We start from the raw sequence: 23717 nt of genomic DNA, 5'->3' as shown, positions 1-23717 counted from the left end.
AATTTGTGCGTTTGGTTGATGCGCTACTACGCAAAAACCAAATCTACACGCTGAAAGGAGCGTCGATAGATGAAGCATAAAAACTGCTTCTGCATCCTTTGAATATCTTCCAGTAAATCCCAAATATTTACTGGTCTAGCTTAGTGTTGCCTTTTTTCAACAAATTGCACCTTGATAACTAAATACTTATTTAATTTTTAATTGACATACTACCGCAGGTCTTTCTAGTAAACTTAATTAAGTATTCAAATAATTATTGTACAAAACTAATTTTAGACACACCACCTTTATAACTAATACTAAAGCGGTTACAATAAGTACAATTTAAGTTCCGCTGAATGGAATCGATTACATCCATGCGGAATTCCGATTAAAAGAATTCTAACATAGATAAATTTATCTGTCATCATTTATTTCGAAATTTATATCAAAAAAAATTTTTCTGTGTTTATTTTGGCGGTTTTATACTAATATGGAATCATGTGCCTGGAATGGTGGAATAAAAAAGTTTGAAATATAAGTAAAAGTGCTTTAATATAAAAAGAAAGTTCTATTGTATAGAACCAAGTTCCATTATTGGAAGGAGAACTGGTTGATGGAAAATAATTCACAAGTCATTCGTTCAGTACAGCGGGCTATCGATGTATTGCAAAGTTTTAGTAATAGTAAAACGGAATTAACACTCACAGAAATTTCAAATGAGATCGGTTTAGCAAAGTCTACTACATCTAGATTAATAGCTACATTGGAAGGAAACCATTTTTTGGAGAAAGATGTGGGGTCGGGAAAATATCGTCTTGGAAGGCAACTCTATTTTTTAGGAATTACTGCTGGGCGCTCGATAGAGCTAAAAGAAGTTGCCAAGGAAACAATGATCAGATTGCGCGATCAATTGAAAGAAACGATAAATTTATATGTTTTGGAAGGTGAATATCGTGTCTGTATTCAGCAGTTCGAGAGTTTACAATCAGTCAAACATATGATTCAAATCGGTCAAGCACTTCCTTTAACTGTGGGTGCGAGTGGAAAAGTTTTGCTCGCATATGAGCCGAAAGAATTTATTGATGAAATTATGGAAAAACAAGTAATGGTAAAAAGTAAAGAGAATTTACTTACTGAATTAAATGAAATTACAATAAATAAGTACACAGAGAGTATAGAAGAGAGAGAAGCAGGTACTTCAGCAGCGGCTGCTCCAATTTTTAATACTCAACGAAAAGTTATTGCAGCTCTTTCTGTATCTGGCCCAGCACACCGTTTTAATCCACGTGAAATCAAGGATTTAAAAACGACTCTTGTTGATAGTGCTTTAGAGATTTCAAAGAATATGGGCTTTTCACCATAACTAACCAAACTCGAATAAGTTTTAGCTGTGGGAAGTCCACCCAGTATATTTATTTATAGTATTAGATCGATCTAATTTATGTGGAGGGTATAAAATGAAAGCTAAAAATTTTGGTCCATTAACAGGGATAAAAATCATTGATACCTCAACAATGATTGCAGCTCCTTTTGGTGCGACGTTGCTCGCTGACTTTGGGGCAGAAGTAATAAAAGTAGAATTGCCGAATAAAGGGGATACACTGCGGACGGTCGGTCCGTGGAAAAACGGTGAAGCTCTAAGGTGGCCGGGATTGGCACGCAACAAAAAATCAATTACGCTCGATATCCGCACAGATGAAGGGAAAAAGATCTTTAAAAAACTAATCTCACAATCTGATATATTAATTGAAAATTTTCGACCTGGTACATTAGAAAAATGGGATCTTGGATATGAAACATTGAAAAAAGAAAATCCGGAGCTTGTTATGGTACGTGTTTCAGGATATGGCCAAACGGGTCCTTACAAACATAAAGCGGGTTTTGGAACTCCGGGGACAGCATTTAGTGGCCATACTGCAATTCAGGGATTTAAAGATCGTCCACCAGTAAGTCCATCCTACTCACTGCTTGATTATATTACAGGTGTGTATGTCGCATTTGCAGCGGTTGCCGCACTCTACCACCGGGATACTGGAGAAGTGGAAGAAGGGCAAGTTGTTGACTTGGGTTTATATGAGTCGATTTTCCGAATGCTTGAATTTTTGGTGGCAGAGTATGATCAAAATAAAAAAGTACGTGAAAGAAGTCCAGGTTTAGCTGGCCACTCAAGCCCAGCAGGAACATATGAAACGAAAGACGGTAAGTTCGTTGTTCTCGTATGCAGTACAGATTCAACATTTGATCGCCTTGCAAAAGCGATGGAACGGGAAGATATGTTAGAAGATGATCGTTATTACACGAATTCAGTACGTTTGAAACATGATGCAGAAGTGCAAGATATTGTCTCAACATGGATTGCACAGTTTACACAGAAGGAACTTACAGCAAAATTGGATGATTATGGAGTACCTGTAAGTCCAATTTATACCATTGAAGATATTTTCAATGATCCTCAATACAAAGCACGTGAAAATATTGTAGAAGTAGAACATCCGCGTCTCGGCAAAGTAAAGGTTCCTGGTATCGTACCAAAATTCTCAAAAACACCAGGGGCTATTCGCCATCGTGCACCAGAACTTGGTGAACATAATGAGGAAATTTTAGGGAAAGAGTTAGGGTTTTCAGAAGAGGAGATTTATAAACTAAAAAAAGAAGGGGTTATTTAATAAAATGAGTATACAGAAACTATCTTTACCTTCCAAAGCTATCATCTGTGAAGTTGCTCCACGTGATGGTTTCCAGATGGAGGCAGATTGGATACCGACAGAAGAAAAAGTTAAGATTATAAGGAAGTTAGCTAAAACCGGAGTAAAGTCGATAGAAGTAACATCCTTCGTACATCCAAAAGCAATACCGCAATTAAAAGATGCGGAAGAGGTCGTGGGTACGGTCATTGATGAGATGAACGGAATCGACTTACGTGCACTCGTTCCAAATTTGAAGGGAGCCGAGCGTGCGGTCCTCGCTGGGGTGAAAAAAGTGAAAACAATGCTATCTGCGACTGATTCGCACAGTTTATCAAACGCAAATGCAACTGTTAAGGATGCGCAAGATAAACAGGCGCCGATTTTTGATTATGCCTCAAAGGAAAATATAGCAGTGATGGGGTCGGTTTCGGTGGCATTTGGCTGTCCGTTTGAAGGGGCAGTACCTGTGAAGCGCTTGGTTGAGATTGTACGACGCTATAATGAATCGGGAGTGAGAGAGATTTCCCTCGCCGACACTACGGGCATGGCACATCCGAAGCAAGTATATGATACGCTCGAGGTGCTCCTAAAGGAATTCCCTCATATCACCTATTCCATGCACTTTCACAACACACGCGGTATGGCACTTGCGAACACGTTGGCGGCACTTCAGCAGGGAGTAACGCATTACGACAGTTCTATTGCCGGGCTAGGTGGTTGTCCTTACGCACCGGGAGCGACTGGGAATGTAGCAACAGAGGATCTAGTGCATATGCTGGAAGAAATGGGTGTTTCGACTAGCACAAATCTGGATGAGTTGATTCATGCGGCAGAGTATGTGAGGAATATCATTAGTGTTGACAAGGACAGCTATATGCTTACAGCTGGTCCATCATCGAGCTTACATGAAGAAAAAACTGAAGGACAAAAGAAAGTAGATTGATATTGAGGGGGCTGGGACATAACCAGCCAAAAAACAGACTTAAAAAAGGTTCCAATCACCAGTTTTTGATGGTTGGAACCTTTTTGATTTAAATGGTTGATATCATCTAAGGTAGAACTAGGTTTTTGTGCGGTGTACCTTCTCATGCTCACGGCCATGAATGTAAATACCAACTCAATTTCCAATATCTCCTGTCCCTTACTGAGGTAAACGGGAGAAACGCAAACTAGCCTTCAGAAACCCGAAGACTGTCTCCGCATCAATTTTACCTTTGTCGTTCATTCTCTTGTGTAGCTTTTTAGTTCCCACTAGGGAATATAGTAAACCTTCCGAATATTCCCCTTCATTGCTTTGGTGCAATGGGAACACAGTTGGCACCCTGTGCAGTTTCGAACTAGTAAATTTTGAAGGTTCGTGTAAAACCGTAACAGTATGTTCGATGAGACTGATTGCGGAAAGTTACGTTTTGACCGTTTGGGCAAATAAAATGGTCATGTTTCATACGTATAAACGTGACATACTTGATTTATTTTATAATGTTTAAACGTAAGGATCTCCCCGATAATTATTGTGTGCTTACTAAAATTTTATAAAAAGCAATCTTTTTAATACTAAAAATTAATGATAATATAAAAAAGCGTGGTAAAAACACCGGATCGGTAAATACCACACTTTGCATTTCACCAGGTTTTGCAGGACCTTTTGGGGGTGGTTGGTTATAGGGTAATTCGTATTTTTGGTTTGTGAATGGAGCGGTAAAGTATGAAGCCCAATAAGTTCAAGGTTATGGTGTTATCTAACAGCGATGAAAATGAACTGAGTAACCGAGTTGAATTGATTTGCAGCAGGCTTTATCCTGTTATTTGGTTTTCAGACACAAAATAAACCTATCATCTATACCAAGTAGTAGTTCTGTTAGAAATTACATTATAAAAATAGAAAGTGGTATTCTTCATGAAATTACTCAATTTCCAATAAGATTCAAACGATTGGGATAAATACGTCAGACAGACGATATCGTTTATTCCTATAATATGTTCACAAATGGAATAAAAATTTAACCTTTACTTATTAAGTATTTGGCTCATATATATCCCATGCAGTTTTTAAAGCATCTGTTATATAATCTGCTACTTCTTCAATATCAAGATTATCTGTTTTTATCTTTGAATGGTGATCCTCATATAACGGCTGTCTTTTATAAAAAAGTTCTTTTATTTCTTCACTGTTTTTTCCTTGTAGTACTGGTCGGCTATCTACAATCAAATTTATACGTTCTTCCCAAGATTCCCATGATAAATCCAAGGATAAAACAATACATTTGGATAAGCATGTATCTTTAATTTCATCCTGTAAAAATGCGCCTCCACCAAGGGAAATAATTTTTAATTTTTTATTGCAAAAGTTCAATATTACTTCTTTTTCCTTTTCGCGAAATGTTTTTTCTCCATATTTTTTAAAAATATCTGAAGTTGACATATTATATTTTTTTTCGATTTCTTCATCTATATCAATAAAATCTCGGTATAATCTTTTTGCTACAGCTTTCCCAATCGTTGTTTTGCCAACACCCATAAAACCTATTATTACAATGCTCTGTTCTCTAAGTGAAACGCCATTCAATATACTTTCCTCCAATGTAAAATTAACTAAAACAATTATAAACTATATCAATAATTTATGCACGAGCAGAAATTTAATAGATCCTATAATTAACATTTAATTTGTTTCTAATTTTTATTTTATGCAGGTTATAGAATTTTCGGGAAAAGGCATCTCCCATCTTGTAGTATGTTATGCTACTATTAGTGCTTTTGATTGGAAATTAGATTAAATCACTTTATGCGTACATAGCTCAATTGGATAGAGTACTGGTTTCCGGTACCAGATTTGTCGGGGGAGGTTCGAATCCCTCTGGGAAAACCCGGCATGTGCTTTAACTTAGTGGTGAAAGTCCGCTACAGGCTTGGCAGTAGTAACAGTTAGCTAAAAGCAAAGGTATCAGAAGCGGTTCGGAACCTAAAGGAAGCTAGATGCTTACTTCTGAACTGACGAACTGAAACTGCATACAAGACTGAACTGGGATGGACGAGTTTGCGATTTGAAACAAAATCCGATACTGCATGAGTTCCCACACAGTAAATGCAGCAGTTATATAAGAGGAAGGTTATAGCTCTTACCGGGAGTCTCACGAACGGCGATACTCGGTTGGAAAAGATTTATCGTGAGGAGTCAGCAGATGCCATAGTAGTTTCCGACGGAATCGAATGGCTGAACAACCTAAATTATGAAAAACAAGGAGATGCTGACATCATCGCCTAAATACAGAAATTCATCGTGACATTTGCCGGAGGAATGAGAGGTTAAAATAAAATAATGGTTATTTATCTACCCGATTTTTCGCATTAAACCTCTCTAATGCCTCAATGACCGCGGTTACCGCATCTTCAATATTCAGATCATCCATATTTATTTTGATATGATGTTTATGATATATTTTTTTCCTTAAGTGAAAAAGTGCTTTTATTTCCTTCATACTTTTTTTCTGAAGTATAGGCCGGCTGTCCACCAATATACTGATCCGGTATTTCCAATATTCCCAGCTCAAATCCAGATAAATAATTAGACTGCATGATACACAAATACTGCGGATTTCTTCATTCATAAAAGCTTCACCGCCAAGGGAAACAATAAACCCTGGTTGTCGGGCATAATATCCGGACAGTTCCTTTTCTTTTTCCCGGAATGCATTTTCCCCGTATTTATTAAATATCTCCGTTGTTTTCATTCCATAAATCTTTTCAATTTCAAGATCAATATCTATAAATTTTCTTTTGTACTTTTTTGCCAGTTCTCTTCCAATTGTTGATTTACCAACACCCATAAACCCAATGAGCACAATGCTTTTTTCTTTACTCATTTATAAGCCTCTTTCCAAATATGGATTAGGATCAGTATAAAGCAAAATTATTTTTTTGTAAAAAAGAATAAGGTAAATGAAGTGAATGCCGTAAAAGAACTTGTACCGGATATGGTGGAATGGCGAGCTGATAAGTATAACGAAGTGAAAAATATAGAGAAGGTAAAAATGATGCTAAGTCAATTGGATGAGCAATTAGGGCGTATTCCGCTGCTATTTACTTTCCGCACGATTAAGGAGGGCGGGGATACAGAGATAAAAGAAAATGCATATACTGATCTTCTGCAGGCTGTCATAGAAAGCAATAACATAGATCTTGTTGACATTGAATATACATTAACAAAGGAAAACAGAAATATACTAGTGAACTATGCAAAAAAACACGGTATTTTTGTCGTTATGTCCAGTCATGATTTTAAATCTACCCCAAATGAAGGATCCATTGTTTCAATATTGGCAGAAATGATAGATGCAGGTGCAGACCTGCCGAAAATAGCTGTTATGCCAAATGGGATAGAAGATGTATTCATTTTGCTGCAGGCAACAAATCTCATGAAAAAGAAATATCCGGCTCACCCGATTATAACGATGGCAATGGGCAAATACGGTCTAATCAGCCGGCTTGCCGGTGAAGTGTTTGGTTCGGATGCAACATTTGGTGCTGGGAGAAAGGCTTCTGCGCCGGGTCAAATCCATGTTGCCGACTTACGGGCGGTGTTGAAAGTTATCCATCAAAACAGCTGAAATAATGGCAGGGATTCATGCAATATATTACTGACAATCCATGTATAAACATCCTGATAACTGAAATTATTTATTTTAGTGCCTTGCCTCCAGGCTTATATGGAGGCAGCCCTACAGCCGTAAGGGCATGACTTGATTTTCCAGTGATTTTACAGTTAAAAAGATTTAAAATTTTTTTTCCTGACAGAAAAAATTTGCTTGCAATCTAGTTAAATTTCCGTATAATAAATGGTAATTAAATATTCTAAAAAATATCATTTATAACATGTGTTCAAATTTTAGTCCTGAAAAGACTATTTTGAAGAATTTTCATAAAGAGAGAGAACAGGGGGAACCAATCATGTCAGAATTGGTTTTGGAACTAAAAGATTTACATACACATTTTTTTACTGACAGTGGAGAAATCCCTGCTGTAGACGGTGTAAGCATTAAAGTGCATGAAGGGGAAGTTGTAGGGGTTGTTGGAGAATCCGGGAGCGGGAAGAGTGTTACCTCACTTTCGGTAATGCAGCTTATTCCAAAGCCGCCCGGGGAAATCGTCAACGGTGAAATTAATTTCAAAGGGGAAAATCTTGCAAAGGCTTCCGAAAAACGGATGAAAAAACTGCGCGGAAATGAAATATCCATGATTTTCCAGGAACCAATGACGTCGTTAAATCCGTTGTTTACGATCGGAAATCAACTTATTGAAGCGATCAGACTTCATCAGAAAATGACAAAAAAAGAAGCCCGGAAAAAAGCTGTCAATATGCTAAACCTGGTAGGAATTCCAAGAGCGGAGGAAATCGTGGATGAGTATCCGCATCAGTTATCCGGGGGGATGAGACAGCGGGTCATGATTGCCATGGCTATGTCCTGTGACCCAGAGCTATTAATTGCCGATGAGCCTACAACGGCACTTGATGTAACGATTCAAGCACAAATACTTGATTTAATGCGCGACTTAAATGAAAAAGAAAACACAGCCATTTTACTGATTACCCACGATTTGGGGGTTGTCGCTGAAATCTGTGACAGAGTAGTCGTTATGTATGCGGGACAAGTAGTGGAAGAGGGAACAACGAGGGAAATCTTAAAGGAACCGCAGCATCCTTATTCACAAGGTTTGATTAAGTCATTGCCTAAAATTCATGAAAGGGAGCAAAAGCTCTATTCAATCCCGGGCGTTGTGCCTAAACCGAAAATGGGTAGAGTCGGCTGCAATTTCGCTCCGAGATGCGAATTTGCCTTTGATCGCTGCTTTAATGAAAACCCTGCCCTTTATCCTTTGGAAAATGGTCGTCAAAGCAGATGTTTCCTGCATGACGATAAAGAAGGGAAGGTTGAAATGCATGCAGAAGCCGATATTAGAAGTTAATGGATTGAAAAAGTATTTTGATATAAAGGGCGGCCCGCTGGGGCGAAAAGTTGGAGAAGTGAAAGCAGTAGATGATGTATCTTTCACTGTAATGGAGGGAGAGATTCTCGGGATTGTCGGAGAGTCAGGCTGTGGTAAATCCACCACTGGTAAATCCATTCTGCGGTTGATTGAACCGACAGAGGGTGAAGTGCTTTTTGAGGATAAAGACATTACACACGTCAACGGTGAACAGATGCGACAGCTGAGAAAGGATATGCAAATAATTTTTCAGGATCCTTATGCTTCCCTAAATCCCAGGCATACGGTGGAAAAAATAGTCGGGGAGCCGCTTTTGGTGCATGGCATGAAGTCTGCCGAACAGCGTAAAGAAAGGGTTCGGGAATTATTGGAAGTTGTTGGCCTGAGTGCATATCATGCCACAAGGTATCCGCACCAATTCAGCGGAGGGCAAAGGCAGCGGATAGGCATTGCCAGAGCGCTTGCAAATAATCCGAAATTGATTATCTGTGATGAACCTGTTTCAGCGTTGGATGTTTCCATTCAGTCACAAATTCTTAATTTGATGGAAGAGCTCCGTAATCAATTTAACCTGACATATATTTTTATCGCGCATGACCTTAGTGTTGTTAAACATATCAGTGACCGTATTGGAGTTATGTATTTAGGACGGATGGTAGAGCTGACAGACAGAGACAGGCTCTATGGAGATCCGAAACATCCTTACACACAGGCATTGCTTTCAGCCGTGCCGCTTCCGGATCCGGATTTGCAAAAGGAGAGAATTATATTAAAAGGGGATGTTCCGAGCCCTGCCAATCCGCCATCTGGCTGTGCATTTCATACAAGGTGTCCACATGCAATGGATATTTGCAGGCAGGTAAGACCTGAATTTAAACCAGTGGAAGATAATCATTTTGTTGCATGCCATTTATATGACTAGGTACTGCGATGAAATATTCATCTTATATATTAAAAAGAGGGGGAAAAAGAATGAAGCTGAAATATTCGCTTCTAGTTGCCTTGATGCTTGCTTTCGTATTGGTGTTAGCAGCATGTACAGGTGATGGGGGACAAAATGGGGATGCACCAGAAGATGGTGAAGATCCTGGTACCGAGGAAGATACAGGAGCAGATGATGATGCAGGAGATGCAGAAGACGCATCAGCAGAGGCTGCTGATGGAGAACAAGTATTAATTTTTGCCCGCGGCGGTGATTCAGAGAGTCTTGATCCGGCAAGCACGACGGACGGGGAATCTTCCCGCATCACAAGGCAAGTGTATGAAAGTCTGCTGGAGTTTGACAAAGATTCCTTTGAAATTCTTCCTTCACTCGCACACGACTGGGAAGTAGCAGATGATGGATTAAGCTATACTTTCTATCTGGAAGAAGGAGTCACATTCCATGATGGAACTGATTTCAATGCTGAAGCTGTAAAAATTAACTTTGAGCGCTGGGCTGATCCTGAGCATGAATTTGCCTTTACAGACGATGGATATGTGTACTCCATGTACGGTACCATGTTTGGAGGCTTTAAGGGAGACGACAACCATGTTGTTGAAGAAATAAATGTGGTGGATGATTATACAGTAGAATTTAAACTAAGTCAGCCATTAGGTTTCTTCCTGCAAAATATGGCGATGACGTATTTTCCTATTACTTCTCCTGCGGCATTGGAGGAGCATGGACCGGCAATTAACGAAAATCCGGTGGGAACCGGACCATTTAAATTTGTCAGCTGGAGTAAAGATGACTCCATTGTGCTGGAAAAATTTGAAGACTACCGCATAGATGGGCTGCCTAAACTGGACCGGGTTGTATTTGAAGTAATTCCGGATAATGCCGCCCGCCTGATCGCCCTTCGTTCCGGAGAGATTGACATCATGGATGGATTAAATCCTGATGATGCGGCCGGTGTGGAATCAGAAGAAGGTTTGGAATTGCATGAGCGTGCAGAGAATAATATCGGTTATGTAGGTTTTAATGTGCAGAAAGAACCTTTTGATAATAAAGAATTAAGATATGCTGTAAGCCATGCCATTGATAAACAAGCAATTGCGGATGCATTATATGCAGGCTATGCAACACCTGCCAATGTTCCATTGCCGCCTAGTTATATGGGATACAATGACGAAGTCGAAAGCTTTGAGTACGATCCTGAAAAAGCAAAAGAATTACTGGCAGAAGCAGGTTATGAAGATGGACTGGAAATTGATTTATGGACGATGCCTGTAGCAAGACCATATATGCCGGACCCGGAAACTGTTGCACAGATTATCCAAAATAACCTGGCTGAGATTGGAATTACTGCCAATATTGTCAGGGAAGAATGGGCTCCGTATCTTGAGAAAACAATGAATGGGGAACATCAAATGTATATGCTTGGATGGTCAGGTACAAATGGTGATCCCGATTACTTCCTTAGCAGTCTGCTGCATGGGGATAATGTAGGAAGCAGCAACCGTGAGTTTTATGCAAATGACGAAGTGGATGAATTGCTGAACCAGGCCAAATTATCCGTGGATCAGGATGAGCGGGCTTCCTTCTATCAGCAGGCACAGGAACTCATAGCGGATGATGCGCCAATGGTACCATTGGTACACTCCAGACCTGTACTGGCAACTACAAGTGCTGTACAAAACTATGTGCCGCATCCATCTACAAGTGAATCTTTAGCTGAAGTAGAACTTGCAAATGAATAAGAATTAGAGAAATGAAGGAGACTCTCCCGGCATAAGGATTTGTCCCCTCGCTAAAATCAGCTGGTATCCAATCATTTGTATCTCTGGTTATTAGGGAGCGAGGGAGACAGAACTTCAAGGTGGAGTCTCCTTTCCTTCACTGCAGATTCTGCTGCTGAATTAAATGAATATTGAAACAGATATTGCCTTTCATTTATTCTTATTAATGAAATAAAAAATTGTATTTACTGTATATACATAACACATAGAACTGGGGTGAAATGATGTTTTCCTATATTATTCGGCGTTTATTAATGCTCATTCCCGTGTTGGTCGGAATGACATTAATCACCTTTTCCATTGTACATTTAATACCCGGAAACCCGGCTCAGGTAATATTGGGGGAGACCGCTACCCAAACGGCAATTGAAGATCTGGAAGAAAGCATGGGATTAAATGAGCCTTATGTCGTTCAATATGGATTATATGTAAAAGACCTCCTGCAGGGGGATTTAGGGACTTCACTAAGGTCCAAAGCGGACATTTCAACGGAAATCTGGCCCTACATAGCTGCTACCTTTGAATTAACCTTTTTTGCAATGATATTTGCCATATTCATTGGGGTGAATGCAGGTATTATCAGTGCTTGGAAGCAAAATTCATGGTTTGATTTTTTGGCCATGCTATTTGCTTTAATCGGTGTATCCATGCCGGTCTTCTGGCTTGCGTTGATGGAACAGTGGATATTTGCCCAGGAGCTTGGCTGGTTTCCGGCGTATGGGCGGGAAGACAGCAGAGATCCAATAGCGCCGATTACTTATTTTTATGTTCTGGATTCATTAATTCATTTAGATTTTGCCAGAACGGTGACTGTTTTAAAACATCTTGTACTTCCAAGTATTGCACTGGGAACCATTCCAATGGCCATTATTGCAAGAATGACACGGTCCAGTATGCTGGAAGTTATGAAATCCGATTACATCCGCACTGTACGTGCCAAGGGTTCCGGCCAATTTCTGGTCATTTATAAGCATGCATTAAAAAATGCCACTATTCCTGTTTTAACAGTTATTGGACTGCAGACAGGGGTACTTTTGGGCGGAGCAATTTTAACAGAGACCATTTTCAGTTGGCCAGGCATCGGAAGATATGTTTTTGAGGCAATAAACTACCGGGATTATCCGGTTATACAATCCGGTATTTTAGTTATTGCATTCATTTTCGTTTTGATTAATCTGGTTGTTGACGTTTTATATAAAATCATTGATCCAAGGATTAACTATTAAGGGGGGGAGCAGTGATGAAATTAGATGAAAAAAAACCAGTAGAAGCAGAGCAGCAAATTGCTAACCCCGCAAAGGCAGATTCTCAGATTGACACGGAAGAAATAGAAGCGATTTCACCATGGAAGGATTCATTAAAACAGCTGAGAAAAAACCGGTTTGCCTTGGTAGGGCTTATCATTATACTTTTTTTCATCATTCTTGGTATAGTTGCACCACTTCTGACGTCCTATACGTATGAAGAACAAGATTTGGTGAACCGCCTGCAGCCTCCATCCAGTGAGCATTGGATGGGAACAGATGACTTGGGCAGGGATATATTCACAAGAGTCGCATACGGGGCGAGAGTTTCACTTCAGGTTGGATTTTTTGCTGTAACCGGAGCATTGGTTTTTGGAACCCTGCTTGGTATTATAGCCGGATATTTTGGACGATGGGTGGATATGATCATCTCCAGGATATTTGATATATTACTTGCTTTTCCAAGTATTTTATTGGCGATTGCCATTGTTGCCATTCTTGGTGCCTCATTGCAAAATGCACTCATTGCGATTGCCATCATTAATATACCTATATTCGGAAGGCTTGTCCGGTCTAAGGTTATCAGCTTGCGGGAAGAAGAGTATATTATGGCTGCAAGGGCGCAGGGAATGAAAAATGGCAGAATTATTCTCCATCATATTTTGCCGAATAGTATTGCGCCAATTATTGTACAATCCACACTTGGATTTGGTACTGCAATACTTGAAGCTGCGGCATTAGGTTTCCTTGGGCTGGGTGCGCAGCCGCCAACACCTGAATGGGGGCAAATGCTTGCGAGTTCACGTGAATTTATCCAGCTGGCGCCATGGACGCTGATTATGCCAGGTCTTTCCATTATGCTGGTTGTGCTTGGTTTTAATTTAATCGGTGATGGTCTGAGGGATGCGCTTGATCCGAAAATGAAAAACTGATTTTAACACAACGTAACAGTTCATAACACAGTATATAAAATAAATAAAAGCATCAACTGAACTTCATACAGGAAGCGGTTGATGCTTTTTACCACTTAAGAAAGCAAAATGTTCAGCAAGTCTGTATGAGGCTGACGGGGATGAAAAATCATTTCTCTATGGTGACAATTATTTTTCCGGATTTTAAATCCCCCTGGTGCAATTTTGCCTGATCCTCCGGTATGCCAAATTCAACCAGATGAATATAAGGATCTACTGTGGCATCGGTGAAAAAGTCAACAATCTTCTCCTTGAATGAGTCTGTGTCTTTTTCAGGTATGCCTGATCTTACTTTAACATTTAATTCTTCATCAAGTTCATCTCTTTTCCGGTTATTGGTAATAACCGCCACATCCTGATGATGGCCTTTTGTTTCCAAATTCTCTATTTTTTGAATGGTATCATCCAATGAATCATAGACACCTACAATTTCTTTGCCCATCTTATTATTCCTCCTTGCGTGAATGGCCTTTAAAAAATTTACCCTTTTGCTTCGGGGCATAAACAATTAATGTTAAGAAGTGTCTTTATTCAGCAGAATTTGCTAAAATTTTAAACAGATACATAAAATATTGTAAAAGAGGTGCTGGATTTGAAACTGGTAAGCTATAAATTAAAAGGGAAGCCTGGTCCATTAAGAATTGGCATTGTGGTCAATGAGAATGTGATCGATATACAGGAAGCGTATCGCAAATATCTTGAAATGGAAAGGAAGCAGGATTTGGCGGACCATGTTCAATATGTATTGCCGTCTGACCCTGCTACCTTTTTATCCATTGGATTTGATGCTGTTACCAAGGCCAGGAAAGCAATGGATGCCATTGAAAATGAGGAACTGGATAATATAAGCTTTAACCGTGAGACGGTCACATTGTCTGCACCAAACCCATCACCATCGAAAATAATTTGTATTGGTAAAAACTATTTGGATCATGCAATGGAGATGGGAGGAGAGGTGCCGGATTATCCGATGCTTTTTGCGAAATTCACTAATTCCATTATCGGGCCGGAAGACAATATTGAAAAGCCAAATGTAACGGAAAAGCTGGACTATGAGGTGGAGTTGGCGGTAGTTATTGGAAAGGAAGCTTCTAATGTAAGCGAGGCGAAAGCATTAAACCATGTTGCCGGTTACACTTTGGCCAATGACACTTCCGCACGGGATCTGCAAAAGAGAACCTCCCAATTCCTGCAGGGGAAAACATTGGATAACAGTACGCCGATCGGACCATGGATTGTAACACCTGATGAAATTGGGGATCCCTCCAATTTATCCATACGCTCCCTCGTAAATGGAGAGGAACGGCAATCATCCAATACAAGCAAACTGATTTTTAATATTCCGTACTTGATTTCTTTCATTTCCAAATTGATTACACTAAATCCGGGGGATATTATTTTATCGGGGACACCGGATGGCGTTGGCGCGGGGATGAGCCCTCCGCAATTTCTGAAGGATGGCGATACTGTAACGTTGGAGATTGAAAAAATAGGAATAATGGAAAATAAGGTAATAGAGAAATAGATCACGGAGAAGCTCATCAGTGTGGTGAGTTTCTCTTTAATTCATTTTAATGGCTTTTTTTGCCAGCATATCTGCGTGTTTATTTTGCTTTTCCGGAATCCATTTAAAAAAAGCATAAGGAAAAATTTCTATATACTCCTGAATGGTTTCCAGGAAGGGAAGAAACTGACCATTTTTAGTAAAGTTTTTTTCTATGATATCAATGACGGTTCTGGAGTCTGATCGCACTGATAAAATCTGGTCGGGAAAGGATTCTTTGCATATTTCCAATGCTTTAATGACAGCGAGGAATTCAGCTTCATGATTAGAAATCTCACCTAAAGGGAAAGTATACTCATATTGCTGATTTCCTTTTTTTATATATATTCCCGCGCCGCTTAAGCCGGGATTTCCGCGTGAAGCGCCATCTGTGTATACTTCAATCAATTGTTTTTGCACTCCTTTACTCCGCGTGACTACCCTTATTATAGAATTCAAAGCAAAAAAAGAAAACAAATTATATGTTGGACGAAAATTTGACATAATTTCAAAGATGACAGTATACCGGGACTATGGCAAAATGGGTACAGGAAGAACTTTGCAGCATTCAACCATACGATCAGGAGGATTTTACTAGTCCATAACCAAGTCAGGCTTACAAACAGAGTGGATGTGATATATAGTGCAGAAGGTAATATTTTATACAAAAGAAGTTTGCTCGCTGTGTGATGATGCAAAAGCATTGCTGCTAATGTTTCAGCGGGAATATCCATTTGAATTGGAAGAACGGGATATATATACGAATGATGAATGGCTGGAAAAGTATCATCTGCTTATCCCTTATGTACAAATAAACGATAGTACATTGAATTGTGAAGAAATAAACATAGACGCATTGGAACAGCTGCTGCAAGATCATATTGAAAAACAGTCGTGAGCTGGATGGGTATTTCCAGCTCCAATTAACTGCGAAAAGTTTGTTTCTTCCTTTATAATTCGTTATAATAGGAAAAGAAGTTGATATTTTTTTGTATTATTCGGGACATAATATGACCAGCAGGGACATTTAATGACCAACAAAAGGAGTCGATATATGCGAAACCTGATTAGTTTGCAGCAAAAGCTGCTCCCGGATTTGCTGGAAGTCATGGAAGAAAGATATTCCGTGCTGCATGCAGTTAATTTGCTTCAACCAATTGGACGAAGAGCACTCGCTGAAAATACGAATTTAACAGAGCGGCATGTACGGGCTGATATTGAATTTTTGCAAAAGCAGGGTTTGATCAGCGTCACCACAAAAGGAATGTACACTTCCAAAGAAGGTACAGAACTTCTGGAACAGCTTAGCAGCTTTTTTAGTGAGATAATGGGTTTAAGTGTTTTAGAAAAACAAATTCAGGAAAGATTAAATGTAGAACAAGTTATCGTTGTTCCCGGCAATAGTGATGAATCCGTGTGGGCGAAGCAGGAAATGGGGAAGGCTTGTGTAACATATTTAAATAAATTGAAAAGCAATATAAAGACAATTGCTGTAACAGGCGGGTCCACCATGGCTGCTGCATCAGAGGTGATGACGCCTCTTAAGGTAGGGTCAAATCCTGTCTTTGTTCCTGCAAGGGGCGGTGTTGGCGGAAGAGCGGAGAACCAGGCAAACACGATTGCGGTGGAAATGGCCAAAAAGGCAAAAGGGGATTATCGCTTATTGTATGTTCCCGATCCGCTGAGTGAGTCTGCTTACCAATCAATGATTAATGAAGCTTCCATCGATGAAACCCTTTCCCTCATTAAAAATGCAACAGTTGTTCTTCATGGCATTGGTGATGCAATAAAAATGGCCAAGCAAAGAAAAACGCCGGAATCTATTGTAGACAGACTGAAAAATCAAGGAGCAGTCAGCGAAGCATTTGGTTATTATTTTGACGATAAAGGTCATATTGTGCACAAAGTTAGGACGATCGGGATGCAGCTGGAAGACCTTCGCAATGTGGAGTCCGTTATATCGATTGCAGGAGGGACATCAAAGGCAAAGGCTATTTCATCCTATTTAAAAAAGGGTAAAAGTAATTTGCTGATTACAGACAAGGCAGCCGCAGAACAAATTTTAAAAGAGTCCCTATAAGTTCGCAGTTCAAAAAAACAAGGAGGAATATACATGGCAGTAAAAGTAGGTATTAATGGATTTGGGAGAATTGGACGAAATGTTTTCCGTCAGGCCATAGGAAATGATGAAGTGGAGATTGTTGCTGTAAATGATTTGACAGATGCTGATATGCTGGCACATTTATTGAAATTTGACTCTGTACATGGTGTGCTGCAGGAAGAAGTGGAAGCAAAAGATGGTGCCATTGTAGTTGGAGGAAAAGAGGTAAAGGTATTATCGGAACGGGATCCTGCCGACTTGAACTGGGGAGAGCTCGGTGTGGAGGTCGTAATTGAATCTACCGGGCGTTTTGTTGACAGGGAAAGCTCACAAAAGCATATAGATGCCGGTGCAAAAAAAGTAATTATCTCTGCACCTGCCAAAAATGAAGATTTAACGATGGTGCTTGGTGTCAATGAAGATCAATACGATGCAAGCAAGCATCATATTATTTCAAATGCATCTTGTACAACGAACTGTTTAGCAACGTTTGCAAAAGTGGTTCATGATAACTTTGGAATTAAACGCGGATTAATGACAACCATCCATTCCTATACAAATGATCAGCAGATCCTTGATTTGCCTCATAAAGATTACCGCAGGGCACGGGCTGCTGCACAAAATATAATTCCTACGACAACAGGAGCAGCAAAGGCAGTAGGAAAAGTACTGCCGGAATTGGATGGCAAACTTAATGGCGGTGCAGTCCGGGTGCCAACTCCGGATGGTTCACTTACTGATCTGGTGGTGGAGCTGGAGAAAAATGTAACCGAAGAGGAAGTTAACCAGGCATTTAAAGATGCTTCCGAGGGTGATTTGAAAGGAATTATGCAATATAGTGAAGATCCGCTTGTATCATCCGATATTGTGGGCAACCCGCATTCTTCCATTGTTGATGGTCTCTCAACGATGGTTATGGAAGATAACATGGTAAAAACCGTTGCATGGTATGATAATGAAATGGGATATTCTGCAAGATGTCTTGATCTGGCAGTATATATTAAAAAGCAGGGATTATAATAATCAGCGACAGCAGATCTGTAACTGATCGCAAAAAATAACGGAGGAGGAGAGCATTCCTCCTCCGTTTGCTATATAATGGAACTGGCTAAGTAAACTTTTAAGGGAACCGGAGGACAAATCACTATGACGGGATGGGTAAATAGCTAAGCAGAAATCACTGCAGCGGATTAAGCAAAAAAACTCCCGAGTTCCAAGTCTGAAGTCCCAAGCTGGAGGTAAGTGTATGAACAAAAAAACTGTAAATGATCTTGATGTTCGTGGAAAGAAGGTTTTTTGCCGGGTCGATTTCAATGTCCCGCTGAAGGACGGAGAAATTACGGATGATACCCGTATTAGAGCCGCATTGCCAACGATCATCCATTTAATAAAGCAGGGGGCCATTGTTATTCTGGCCAGTCATCTTGGCAGGCCAAAAGGAAAAGTCGTTGAGGATTTACGAATGGACCCTGTGGCTAAAAGACTAAGTGACTTATTGCAAAAGGAAGTAGTGAAAACGGATTCCGTTTTTGGAAGTGAAGTTAATGAAGCACTATCCGAATTGCAAAATGGAGAGGTGCTGCTCTTGGAAAATGTCCGTTTTGAGGCTGGGGAAGAAAAGAACGACGGAGAATTGGCACAGGCGTTTGCAGACATGGCTGATATTTATGTAAATGATGCATTTGGCACTGCACACCGTGCGCATGCTTCTACTGCAGGTGTTGCCGAAAAGCTGCCTGCTGTTGCCGGCTTCCTGATGGAAAAGGAAATTAATGTTTTAGGGAAGGCACTGGAGAATCCGGAACGGCCTTTTACAGCGATTATTGGCGGAGCAAAAGTAAAAGATAAAATCGGCGTAATCGATCATCTGCTGGAGAAAGTGGATTATTTGATTGCCGGCGGCGGTCTTGCCTACACTTTTTTGAAAGCCAAAGGATATGAGATTGGCGATTCTTTACTGGAAGAGGATAAAATAGATTTGGCGAAAAAATTCATGGAAAAAGCTGAAGAAAAAGGTGTACAATTTATATTGCCGCAAGATACGGTCATAGCGGATGCATTTTCCGAAACAGCCAATACAAAAATTGTTTCCTCAGATGAGATTCCTCCCGGCTGGCAAGGACTGGATATCGGACCGGAAACACGTAAGACATACAGTGACATTGTGGCAAAGTCTAAATTAATCATTTGGAACGGCCCTATGGGTGTATTTGAAATGAATGCTTTTGCAGGAGGCACACAGGCAGTTGCAGAAGCACTTTCTGAAACGGAAGGGTATACAGTGATCGGAGGCGGGGATTCTGCTGCGGCTGTTGAAAAATTCGGTTATGCAGAAGACATGGACCATGTCTCAACGGGTGGCGGCGCTTCCCTGGAATTTATGGAAGGTAAGGTACTGCCGGGAGTTCAGGCATTAAATGAACGTGAATAGTACAGCAAAATAACATGCTGCTTACTTAAAAAGTTGAATTCAGACACTTTAAGTATGGGTTATGCAGACCTTCAGGGGGGCGTAAGTGAGACTCAGGAGAAATCAGTGCCCAACAACAGATATTTGCCTGGAGGATAAGTGAAGCAGGGTGTAACAGTTCAGTTTTCAATGGAAATAGCAGGAAACTATGCAATAAAGTATAATTTAATGAAAGGGTGGGAAAATGCGTAAAATCGTAATCGCAGGGAATTGGAAAATGAATAAAACATTGCAGGAAGCCGAGGCATTTGTGCAGGAGATCAGTGATAAAGTGCCTGCAGATAGTCAGGTAGAATCCATTATATGTTCTCCTTTTCCATTTTTGCCTTCTCTTGTGGAGAAAGCTAAAGAAACGAATGTGAAAATCGCTGCACAGACGATGCATGAGTCAGAAAATGGGGCATACACAGGGGAAGTCAGTCCGGTCATGCTGGAGGATATCGGCATCACTCATGTTATTGTCGGGCATTCAGAGCGGAGGGAATATTTTGCTGAAACAGATGAATCGGTGAACAGAAAAGTACATGCCGCTTTCTCCCATGGACTTACACCCATTGTATGTGTGGGAGAAACCCTGGAACAGAGGGAAGCAAATAAAACAATGGATCACATAGAAAGTCAGGTAAAAAAAGCATTAAAAGATGTGCGGGAAGACCAGGTGGAAGAAACAATTATCGCTTATGAGCCGATTTGGGCAATTGGAACCGGGAAAACGGCATCGAGCGAAGATGCAAATGAGGTATGTGCTCATATTCGTCAAGTAGTAAAAGCACAATTTTCCGAAGCTGCAGCTGAAAAAATTGTTATTCAGTACGGTGGAAGTGTGAAGCCTGCCAATATAAAAGAACTGCTTGCCCAGCCTGATATTGATGGGGCTTTAGTTGGTGGTGCCAGCCTGGAAGCAGACTCCTTTTTACAGCTTGTGGAGGCAGGTAGGCGATGAATGATAAACCTTTAGCAGCATTGATCATTCTCGACGGCTTCGCATTGCGTGACGAAGAAATGGGGAATGCCGTGAAACAGGCAAATACACCCAATTTTGACCGTTATTGGAATCAATATCCTCATCAGCAATTAAAGGCAAGCGGGGAAGCAGTAGGTCTTCCGGAAGGCCAAATGGGAAATTCGGAAGTTGGGCATTTAAACATAGGTGCAGGCAGGATCGTATATCAAAGTTTAACAAGGGTAAACCTGTCCATTAAGGAAGGCGACTTCTTTGAAGTGGATGCATTTTTGAAATCAGTACACCATGCCAAAACCAATAATAAAGCCCTGCACCTGTTTGGACTTTTATCCGATGGCGGGGTTCACAGTCATATCAATCATTTGTTTGCCCTGCTGAAACTGGCCGGCGATCATGAACTGGACAACGTATTTGTCCATGCATTTTTAGACGGCAGGGATGTCGGGCCGCAAACAGCGGGGGAGTACATTAAACAAACGGAAGATAAAATGAAAGAGCTGGGTGTAGGAAAATTTGCCACTGTTTCCGGAAGATACTATTCGATGGACCGGGACAAGCGGTGGGATCGGGTTAAAAAAGCATATGATGCCATGGTAAACGGAAAAGGGCCGACATACCACAGTGCCATGGAAGTAATAGAGGATTCCTATAAAAATGAAATCTATGATGAATTTGTTATCCCATCTGTCATTGTCGGTGAGGATGGGGAACCTGTCGGAAAAGTTCAGGACAATGACTCCATTATTTTTTATAATTTCCGGCCGGATCGTGCCATCCAAATTTCCCGTACTTTTGCCAATGCAGATTTTCGGGATTTCGACCGCGGGGATAATGTGCCCAAAGATCTGGATTTTGTCATGCTGACGGATTTCAGTGAAACGGTAGACGGGTATGTTGCATATAAGCCGGTCAACCTGGATAACACCATTGGTGAAGTACTTTCTCAGTATGGGGTGAATCAGTTAAGGATTGCAGAAACGGAAAAATACCCGCACGTCACCTTTTTTATGAGCGGGGGCAGAGAAAAGGAATTTCCCGGGGAACAACGTGTCCTTATTGATTCGCCTAAAGTAGCAACTTATGACTTGCAGCCCGAAATGAGTGCATACAAGGTAACGGATGCACTATTAAAGGAGCTGGATAGAGGAGAGCATCAGGCAATTATATTAAACTTTGCCAACCCGGACATGGTTGGTCATTCAGGCAAGCTCAAGCCGACGATTGAGGCGGTGGAAGCAGTCGATGAGTGCCTTGGAAAAGTAGTTGATAAAATTATTGATCTCGGCGGACATGCTATTATTACTGCGGATCACGGCAACTCGGATGAAGTGGTGACACCGGAAGGAAAACCGATGACAGCACATACAACAAACCCGGTGCCGGTTATTGTAACCAAAGAAGGAATTGAATTGCGTGAGGGCGGTATTTTAGCAGATCTGTCACCAACATTGCTGGATTTGTTACAATTAGAAAAGCCGGAGGAAATGACAGGTACCTCACTGATAAAGAAAAGCAGATAATGTCATTTTATGAAGAATAACAAATAAAAGGAGAGATTTCGATGCCTTACATTACAGATGTTTATGCACGTGAAGTATTGGATTCCCGCGGTAACCCCACAGTAGAGGTGGAGATTTTTACGGAGTCAGGCGGATTCGGTGCATCCCTTGTACCAAGCGGGGCGTCCACCGGGGAATATGAAGCAGTGGAATTGCGTGATGAGGTTAAAAGCCGTTATTTAGGCAAGGGCGTATTAAAAGCAGTGCAAAACGTGAATGAAACTATTGCACCGGAACTGGTCGGTATTGATGTAACCCGGCAAAATATTATTGACCGGATCATGCTGGACCTTGACGGAACAGAAAATAAAGGAAAATTGGGTGCCAATGCCATATTGGGTGTTTCCATGGCTGCTGCCCATGCTGCTGCAAGTTATCTGGAAATCCCTTTGTATAATTACTTGGGTGGTTTTAATGCAAATACCCTTCCAACTCCAATGATGAACATTCTAAACGGGGGAGAACACGCAGATAATAATGTGGATATCCAGGAATTTATGATCATGCCTGTGGCTGCATCTACTTTTCAGGAAGCACTGCGGACAGGAACGGAAATTTTTCATTCCCTGAAGAAAGTGCTCAAGGATAAAGGATACAATACAGCAGTTGGAGACGAGGGCGGATTTGCGCCAAACCTTGCCTCAAATGAAGAAGCACTCCAGACAATTGTAGAAGCTATCGAGGCTGCCGGTTATAAACCGGGTGAAGAAATTCAATTGGCCATGGATGTTGCTGCATCAGAAATTTATGAGGATGGGAAATATAACCTGAAAGGAGAAGGCGTAATCCGCAACTCCCGTGAAATGGTTGACTGGTATGCTGATATGGCTGAAAAATATCCAATTATATCTATTGAAGATGGTTTGGACGAAAATGACTGGGAGGGCCACAAGTTACTAACGGACCGTCTCGGCAGCAAAGTCCAATTAGTAGGGGACGACTTATTTGTAACGAATACGGCGAAACTTGCCCAGGGGATTGAACAGGGTGTTGGAAATTCCATTTTGGTTAAGGTAAACCAAATCGGTACCCTGACAGAAACGTTTGAAGCCATTGAGATGGCCAAGCGTGCTGGCTATACAGCTGTAATCTCCCATCGATCCGGGGAAACAGAAGATGCCACCATTGCTGATATAGCCGTCGCTGCCAATGCGGGACAAATCAAAACAGGTGCACCATCCCGCACGGACCGTGTCGCAAAATATAACCAATTGCTGCGCATTGAAGACGAACTGTCAGGCATGGGCGAATATGCCGGATTAAATGCTTTTTATAATTTGAAAAAATAGTATAGCTATAAAAGGAGAAGAGGCGGAGCAATCTGCCTCTTTTTCTAAATTAAGTTACTGATTCACTGGAGGATGAGCGGATACGGGAGTTTCCACGGCTGCGGAAATTTTGGGGCATCACTGCAGCATTGACGACTGTATTTATGATTGTAAATGAGCGGGAGGGCACCTTTGCCGCCAAGGTGTTCTGCCGTTTTTGAG

22 protein-coding genes are annotated in these 23717 nt (G+C 40.9%); 18 read left to right on the top strand and 4 right to left on the bottom strand.

Translation table 11 applies throughout. The features are described 5' to 3' along the window. Positions 1-595: 595 nt before the first annotated feature. From GHD25_RS18325 to GHD25_RS18315, 3 genes are all read left to right on the top strand, one after another. Positions 596-1345, top strand: a complete 750-nt coding sequence (locus GHD25_RS18325) for an IclR family transcriptional regulator (RefSeq protein ID WP_164219594.1) — start codon at positions 596-598, stop codon at positions 1343-1345. A gap of 94 nt (positions 1346-1439) precedes the next feature. Then, entirely contained in the window at positions 1440-2648 is a 1209-nt protein-coding gene (locus GHD25_RS18320; protein ID WP_164219592.1) for a CaiB/BaiF CoA transferase family protein, read from the top strand. Positions 2649-2652: 4 nt separating this feature from the next. Next, on the top strand, positions 2653-3612 hold the full coding sequence (locus GHD25_RS18315) for a hydroxymethylglutaryl-CoA lyase (protein WP_164219590.1): 960 nt from the start codon (positions 2653-2655) through the stop codon (positions 3610-3612). A 1071-nt stretch (positions 3613-4683) separates the two neighbouring features. On the opposite strand, the gene GHD25_RS18310 is transcribed toward GHD25_RS18315, so the two are convergent. Next, positions 4684-5235: a shikimate kinase gene (locus tag GHD25_RS18310; RefSeq protein WP_276207854.1), complete on the bottom strand. Its 552-nt coding sequence runs from the start codon at positions 5233-5235 to the stop codon at positions 4684-4686. 519 nt (positions 5236-5754) lie between these two features. Between GHD25_RS18310 and GHD25_RS18305 the strand changes: the two genes are divergently transcribed. Next, on the top strand, positions 5755-5934 hold the full coding sequence (locus GHD25_RS18305) for a hypothetical protein (RefSeq protein WP_164219588.1): 180 nt from the start codon (positions 5755-5757) through the stop codon (positions 5932-5934). 58 nt (positions 5935-5992) lie between these two features. Here GHD25_RS18305 and GHD25_RS18300 read toward each other — a convergent pair whose 3' ends face one another. Then, on the bottom strand, positions 5993-6532 hold the full coding sequence (locus GHD25_RS18300; RefSeq protein ID WP_164219586.1) for a shikimate kinase: 540 nt from the start codon (positions 6530-6532) through the stop codon (positions 5993-5995). A gap of 81 nt (positions 6533-6613) precedes the next feature. Here GHD25_RS18300 and aroD point away from each other — a divergent pair, with 81 nt between their 5' ends. The 6 genes from aroD to nikC all read left to right on the top strand — a co-directional run bounded on the left by aroD (position 6614) and on the right by nikC (position 13551). Further along, complete coding sequence (gene aroD / locus GHD25_RS18295) at positions 6614-7276, top strand: type I 3-dehydroquinate dehydratase (protein ID WP_164219584.1); 663 nt, start codon at positions 6614-6616, stop codon at positions 7274-7276. 340 nt (positions 7277-7616) lie between these two features. After that, a complete protein-coding gene (locus tag GHD25_RS18290) occupies positions 7617-8633 on the top strand; it encodes an ABC transporter ATP-binding protein (RefSeq protein WP_164219583.1) in 1017 nt (338 codons plus the stop codon). Then, positions 8608-9576, top strand: a complete 969-nt coding sequence (locus GHD25_RS18285) for an ABC transporter ATP-binding protein (protein ID WP_164219581.1) — start codon at positions 8608-8610, stop codon at positions 9574-9576. Before GHD25_RS18290 ends, GHD25_RS18285 begins: the two co-directional genes overlap by 26 nt. A gap of 50 nt (positions 9577-9626) precedes the next feature. Then, entirely contained in the window at positions 9627-11336 is a 1710-nt protein-coding gene (locus GHD25_RS18280) for an ABC transporter substrate-binding protein (protein ID WP_164219579.1), read from the top strand. Positions 11337-11599: 263 nt separating this feature from the next. Beyond that, positions 11600-12601: an ABC transporter permease gene (locus tag GHD25_RS18275; RefSeq protein ID WP_164219577.1), complete on the top strand. Its 1002-nt coding sequence runs from the start codon at positions 11600-11602 to the stop codon at positions 12599-12601. Positions 12602-12615: 14 nt separating this feature from the next. Next, a complete protein-coding gene (gene nikC / locus GHD25_RS18270) occupies positions 12616-13551 on the top strand; it encodes a nickel transporter permease (protein ID WP_164219575.1) in 936 nt (311 codons plus the stop codon). Positions 13552-13699: 148 nt separating this feature from the next. Here the strand turns inward: nikC and GHD25_RS18265 are convergent, their stop codons facing one another. Then, positions 13700-14032 (bottom strand): general stress protein, encoded by a 333-nt coding sequence (locus GHD25_RS18265; RefSeq protein ID WP_164219573.1) that lies wholly within the window; start codon positions 14030-14032, stop codon positions 13700-13702. A gap of 141 nt (positions 14033-14173) precedes the next feature. Between GHD25_RS18265 and GHD25_RS18260 the strand changes: the two genes are divergently transcribed. Further along, positions 14174-15115 (top strand): fumarylacetoacetate hydrolase family protein, encoded by a 942-nt coding sequence (locus GHD25_RS18260; protein WP_346426802.1) that lies wholly within the window; start codon positions 14174-14176, stop codon positions 15113-15115. Between the two features lie 36 nt (positions 15116-15151). Here the strand turns inward: GHD25_RS18260 and GHD25_RS18255 are convergent, their stop codons facing one another. Beyond that, a complete protein-coding gene (locus tag GHD25_RS18255) occupies positions 15152-15541 on the bottom strand; it encodes a ribonuclease HI family protein (RefSeq protein WP_164219569.1) in 390 nt (129 codons plus the stop codon). Between the two features lie 235 nt (positions 15542-15776). Between GHD25_RS18255 and GHD25_RS18250 the strand changes: the two genes are divergently transcribed. The 7 genes from GHD25_RS18250 to eno all read left to right on the top strand — a co-directional run bounded on the left by GHD25_RS18250 (position 15777) and on the right by eno (position 23516). Next, positions 15777-16031 (top strand): glutaredoxin family protein, encoded by a 255-nt coding sequence (locus GHD25_RS18250; RefSeq protein WP_164219567.1) that lies wholly within the window; start codon positions 15777-15779, stop codon positions 16029-16031. Between the two features lie 156 nt (positions 16032-16187). After that, the gene (locus tag GHD25_RS18245) at positions 16188-17213 is read left to right on the top strand and encodes a sugar-binding transcriptional regulator (protein WP_164219565.1); all 1026 of its coding nucleotides are present in this window, start codon (positions 16188-16190) and stop codon (positions 17211-17213) included. 33 nt (positions 17214-17246) lie between these two features. Next, entirely contained in the window at positions 17247-18254 is a 1008-nt protein-coding gene (gene gap / locus GHD25_RS18240; protein ID WP_164219562.1) for a type I glyceraldehyde-3-phosphate dehydrogenase, read from the top strand. Between the two features lie 226 nt (positions 18255-18480). After that, entirely contained in the window at positions 18481-19665 is a 1185-nt protein-coding gene (locus tag GHD25_RS18235) for a phosphoglycerate kinase (protein WP_164219560.1), read from the top strand. Between the two features lie 223 nt (positions 19666-19888). Further along, positions 19889-20647, top strand: coding sequence for a triose-phosphate isomerase (gene tpiA / locus GHD25_RS18230; RefSeq protein ID WP_164219558.1), 759 nt, complete (start codon positions 19889-19891; stop codon positions 20645-20647). After that, positions 20644-22188, top strand: coding sequence for a 2,3-bisphosphoglycerate-independent phosphoglycerate mutase (gene gpmI, locus GHD25_RS18225; protein WP_164219556.1), 1545 nt, complete (start codon positions 20644-20646; stop codon positions 22186-22188). The genes tpiA and gpmI overlap by 4 nt, the downstream gene beginning before the upstream one ends. Positions 22189-22229: 41 nt before the next feature. After that, positions 22230-23516 carry a phosphopyruvate hydratase gene (gene eno / locus GHD25_RS18220; RefSeq protein WP_164219554.1) on the top strand — a complete coding sequence of 429 codons (1287 nt, stop codon included), beginning with the start codon at positions 22230-22232 and terminating at the stop codon, positions 23514-23516. Positions 23517-23717 lie beyond the last annotated feature (201 nt).

The organism is Virgibacillus aidingensis (assembly GCF_010994035.1).
In the GTDB taxonomy this organism is placed as follows: domain Bacteria; phylum Bacillota; class Bacilli; order Bacillales; family Amphibacillaceae; genus Virgibacillus_N.
Note: the sequence above shows the minus strand (reverse complement) of the source record. Positions and strands in the feature narration are given on the sequence as shown.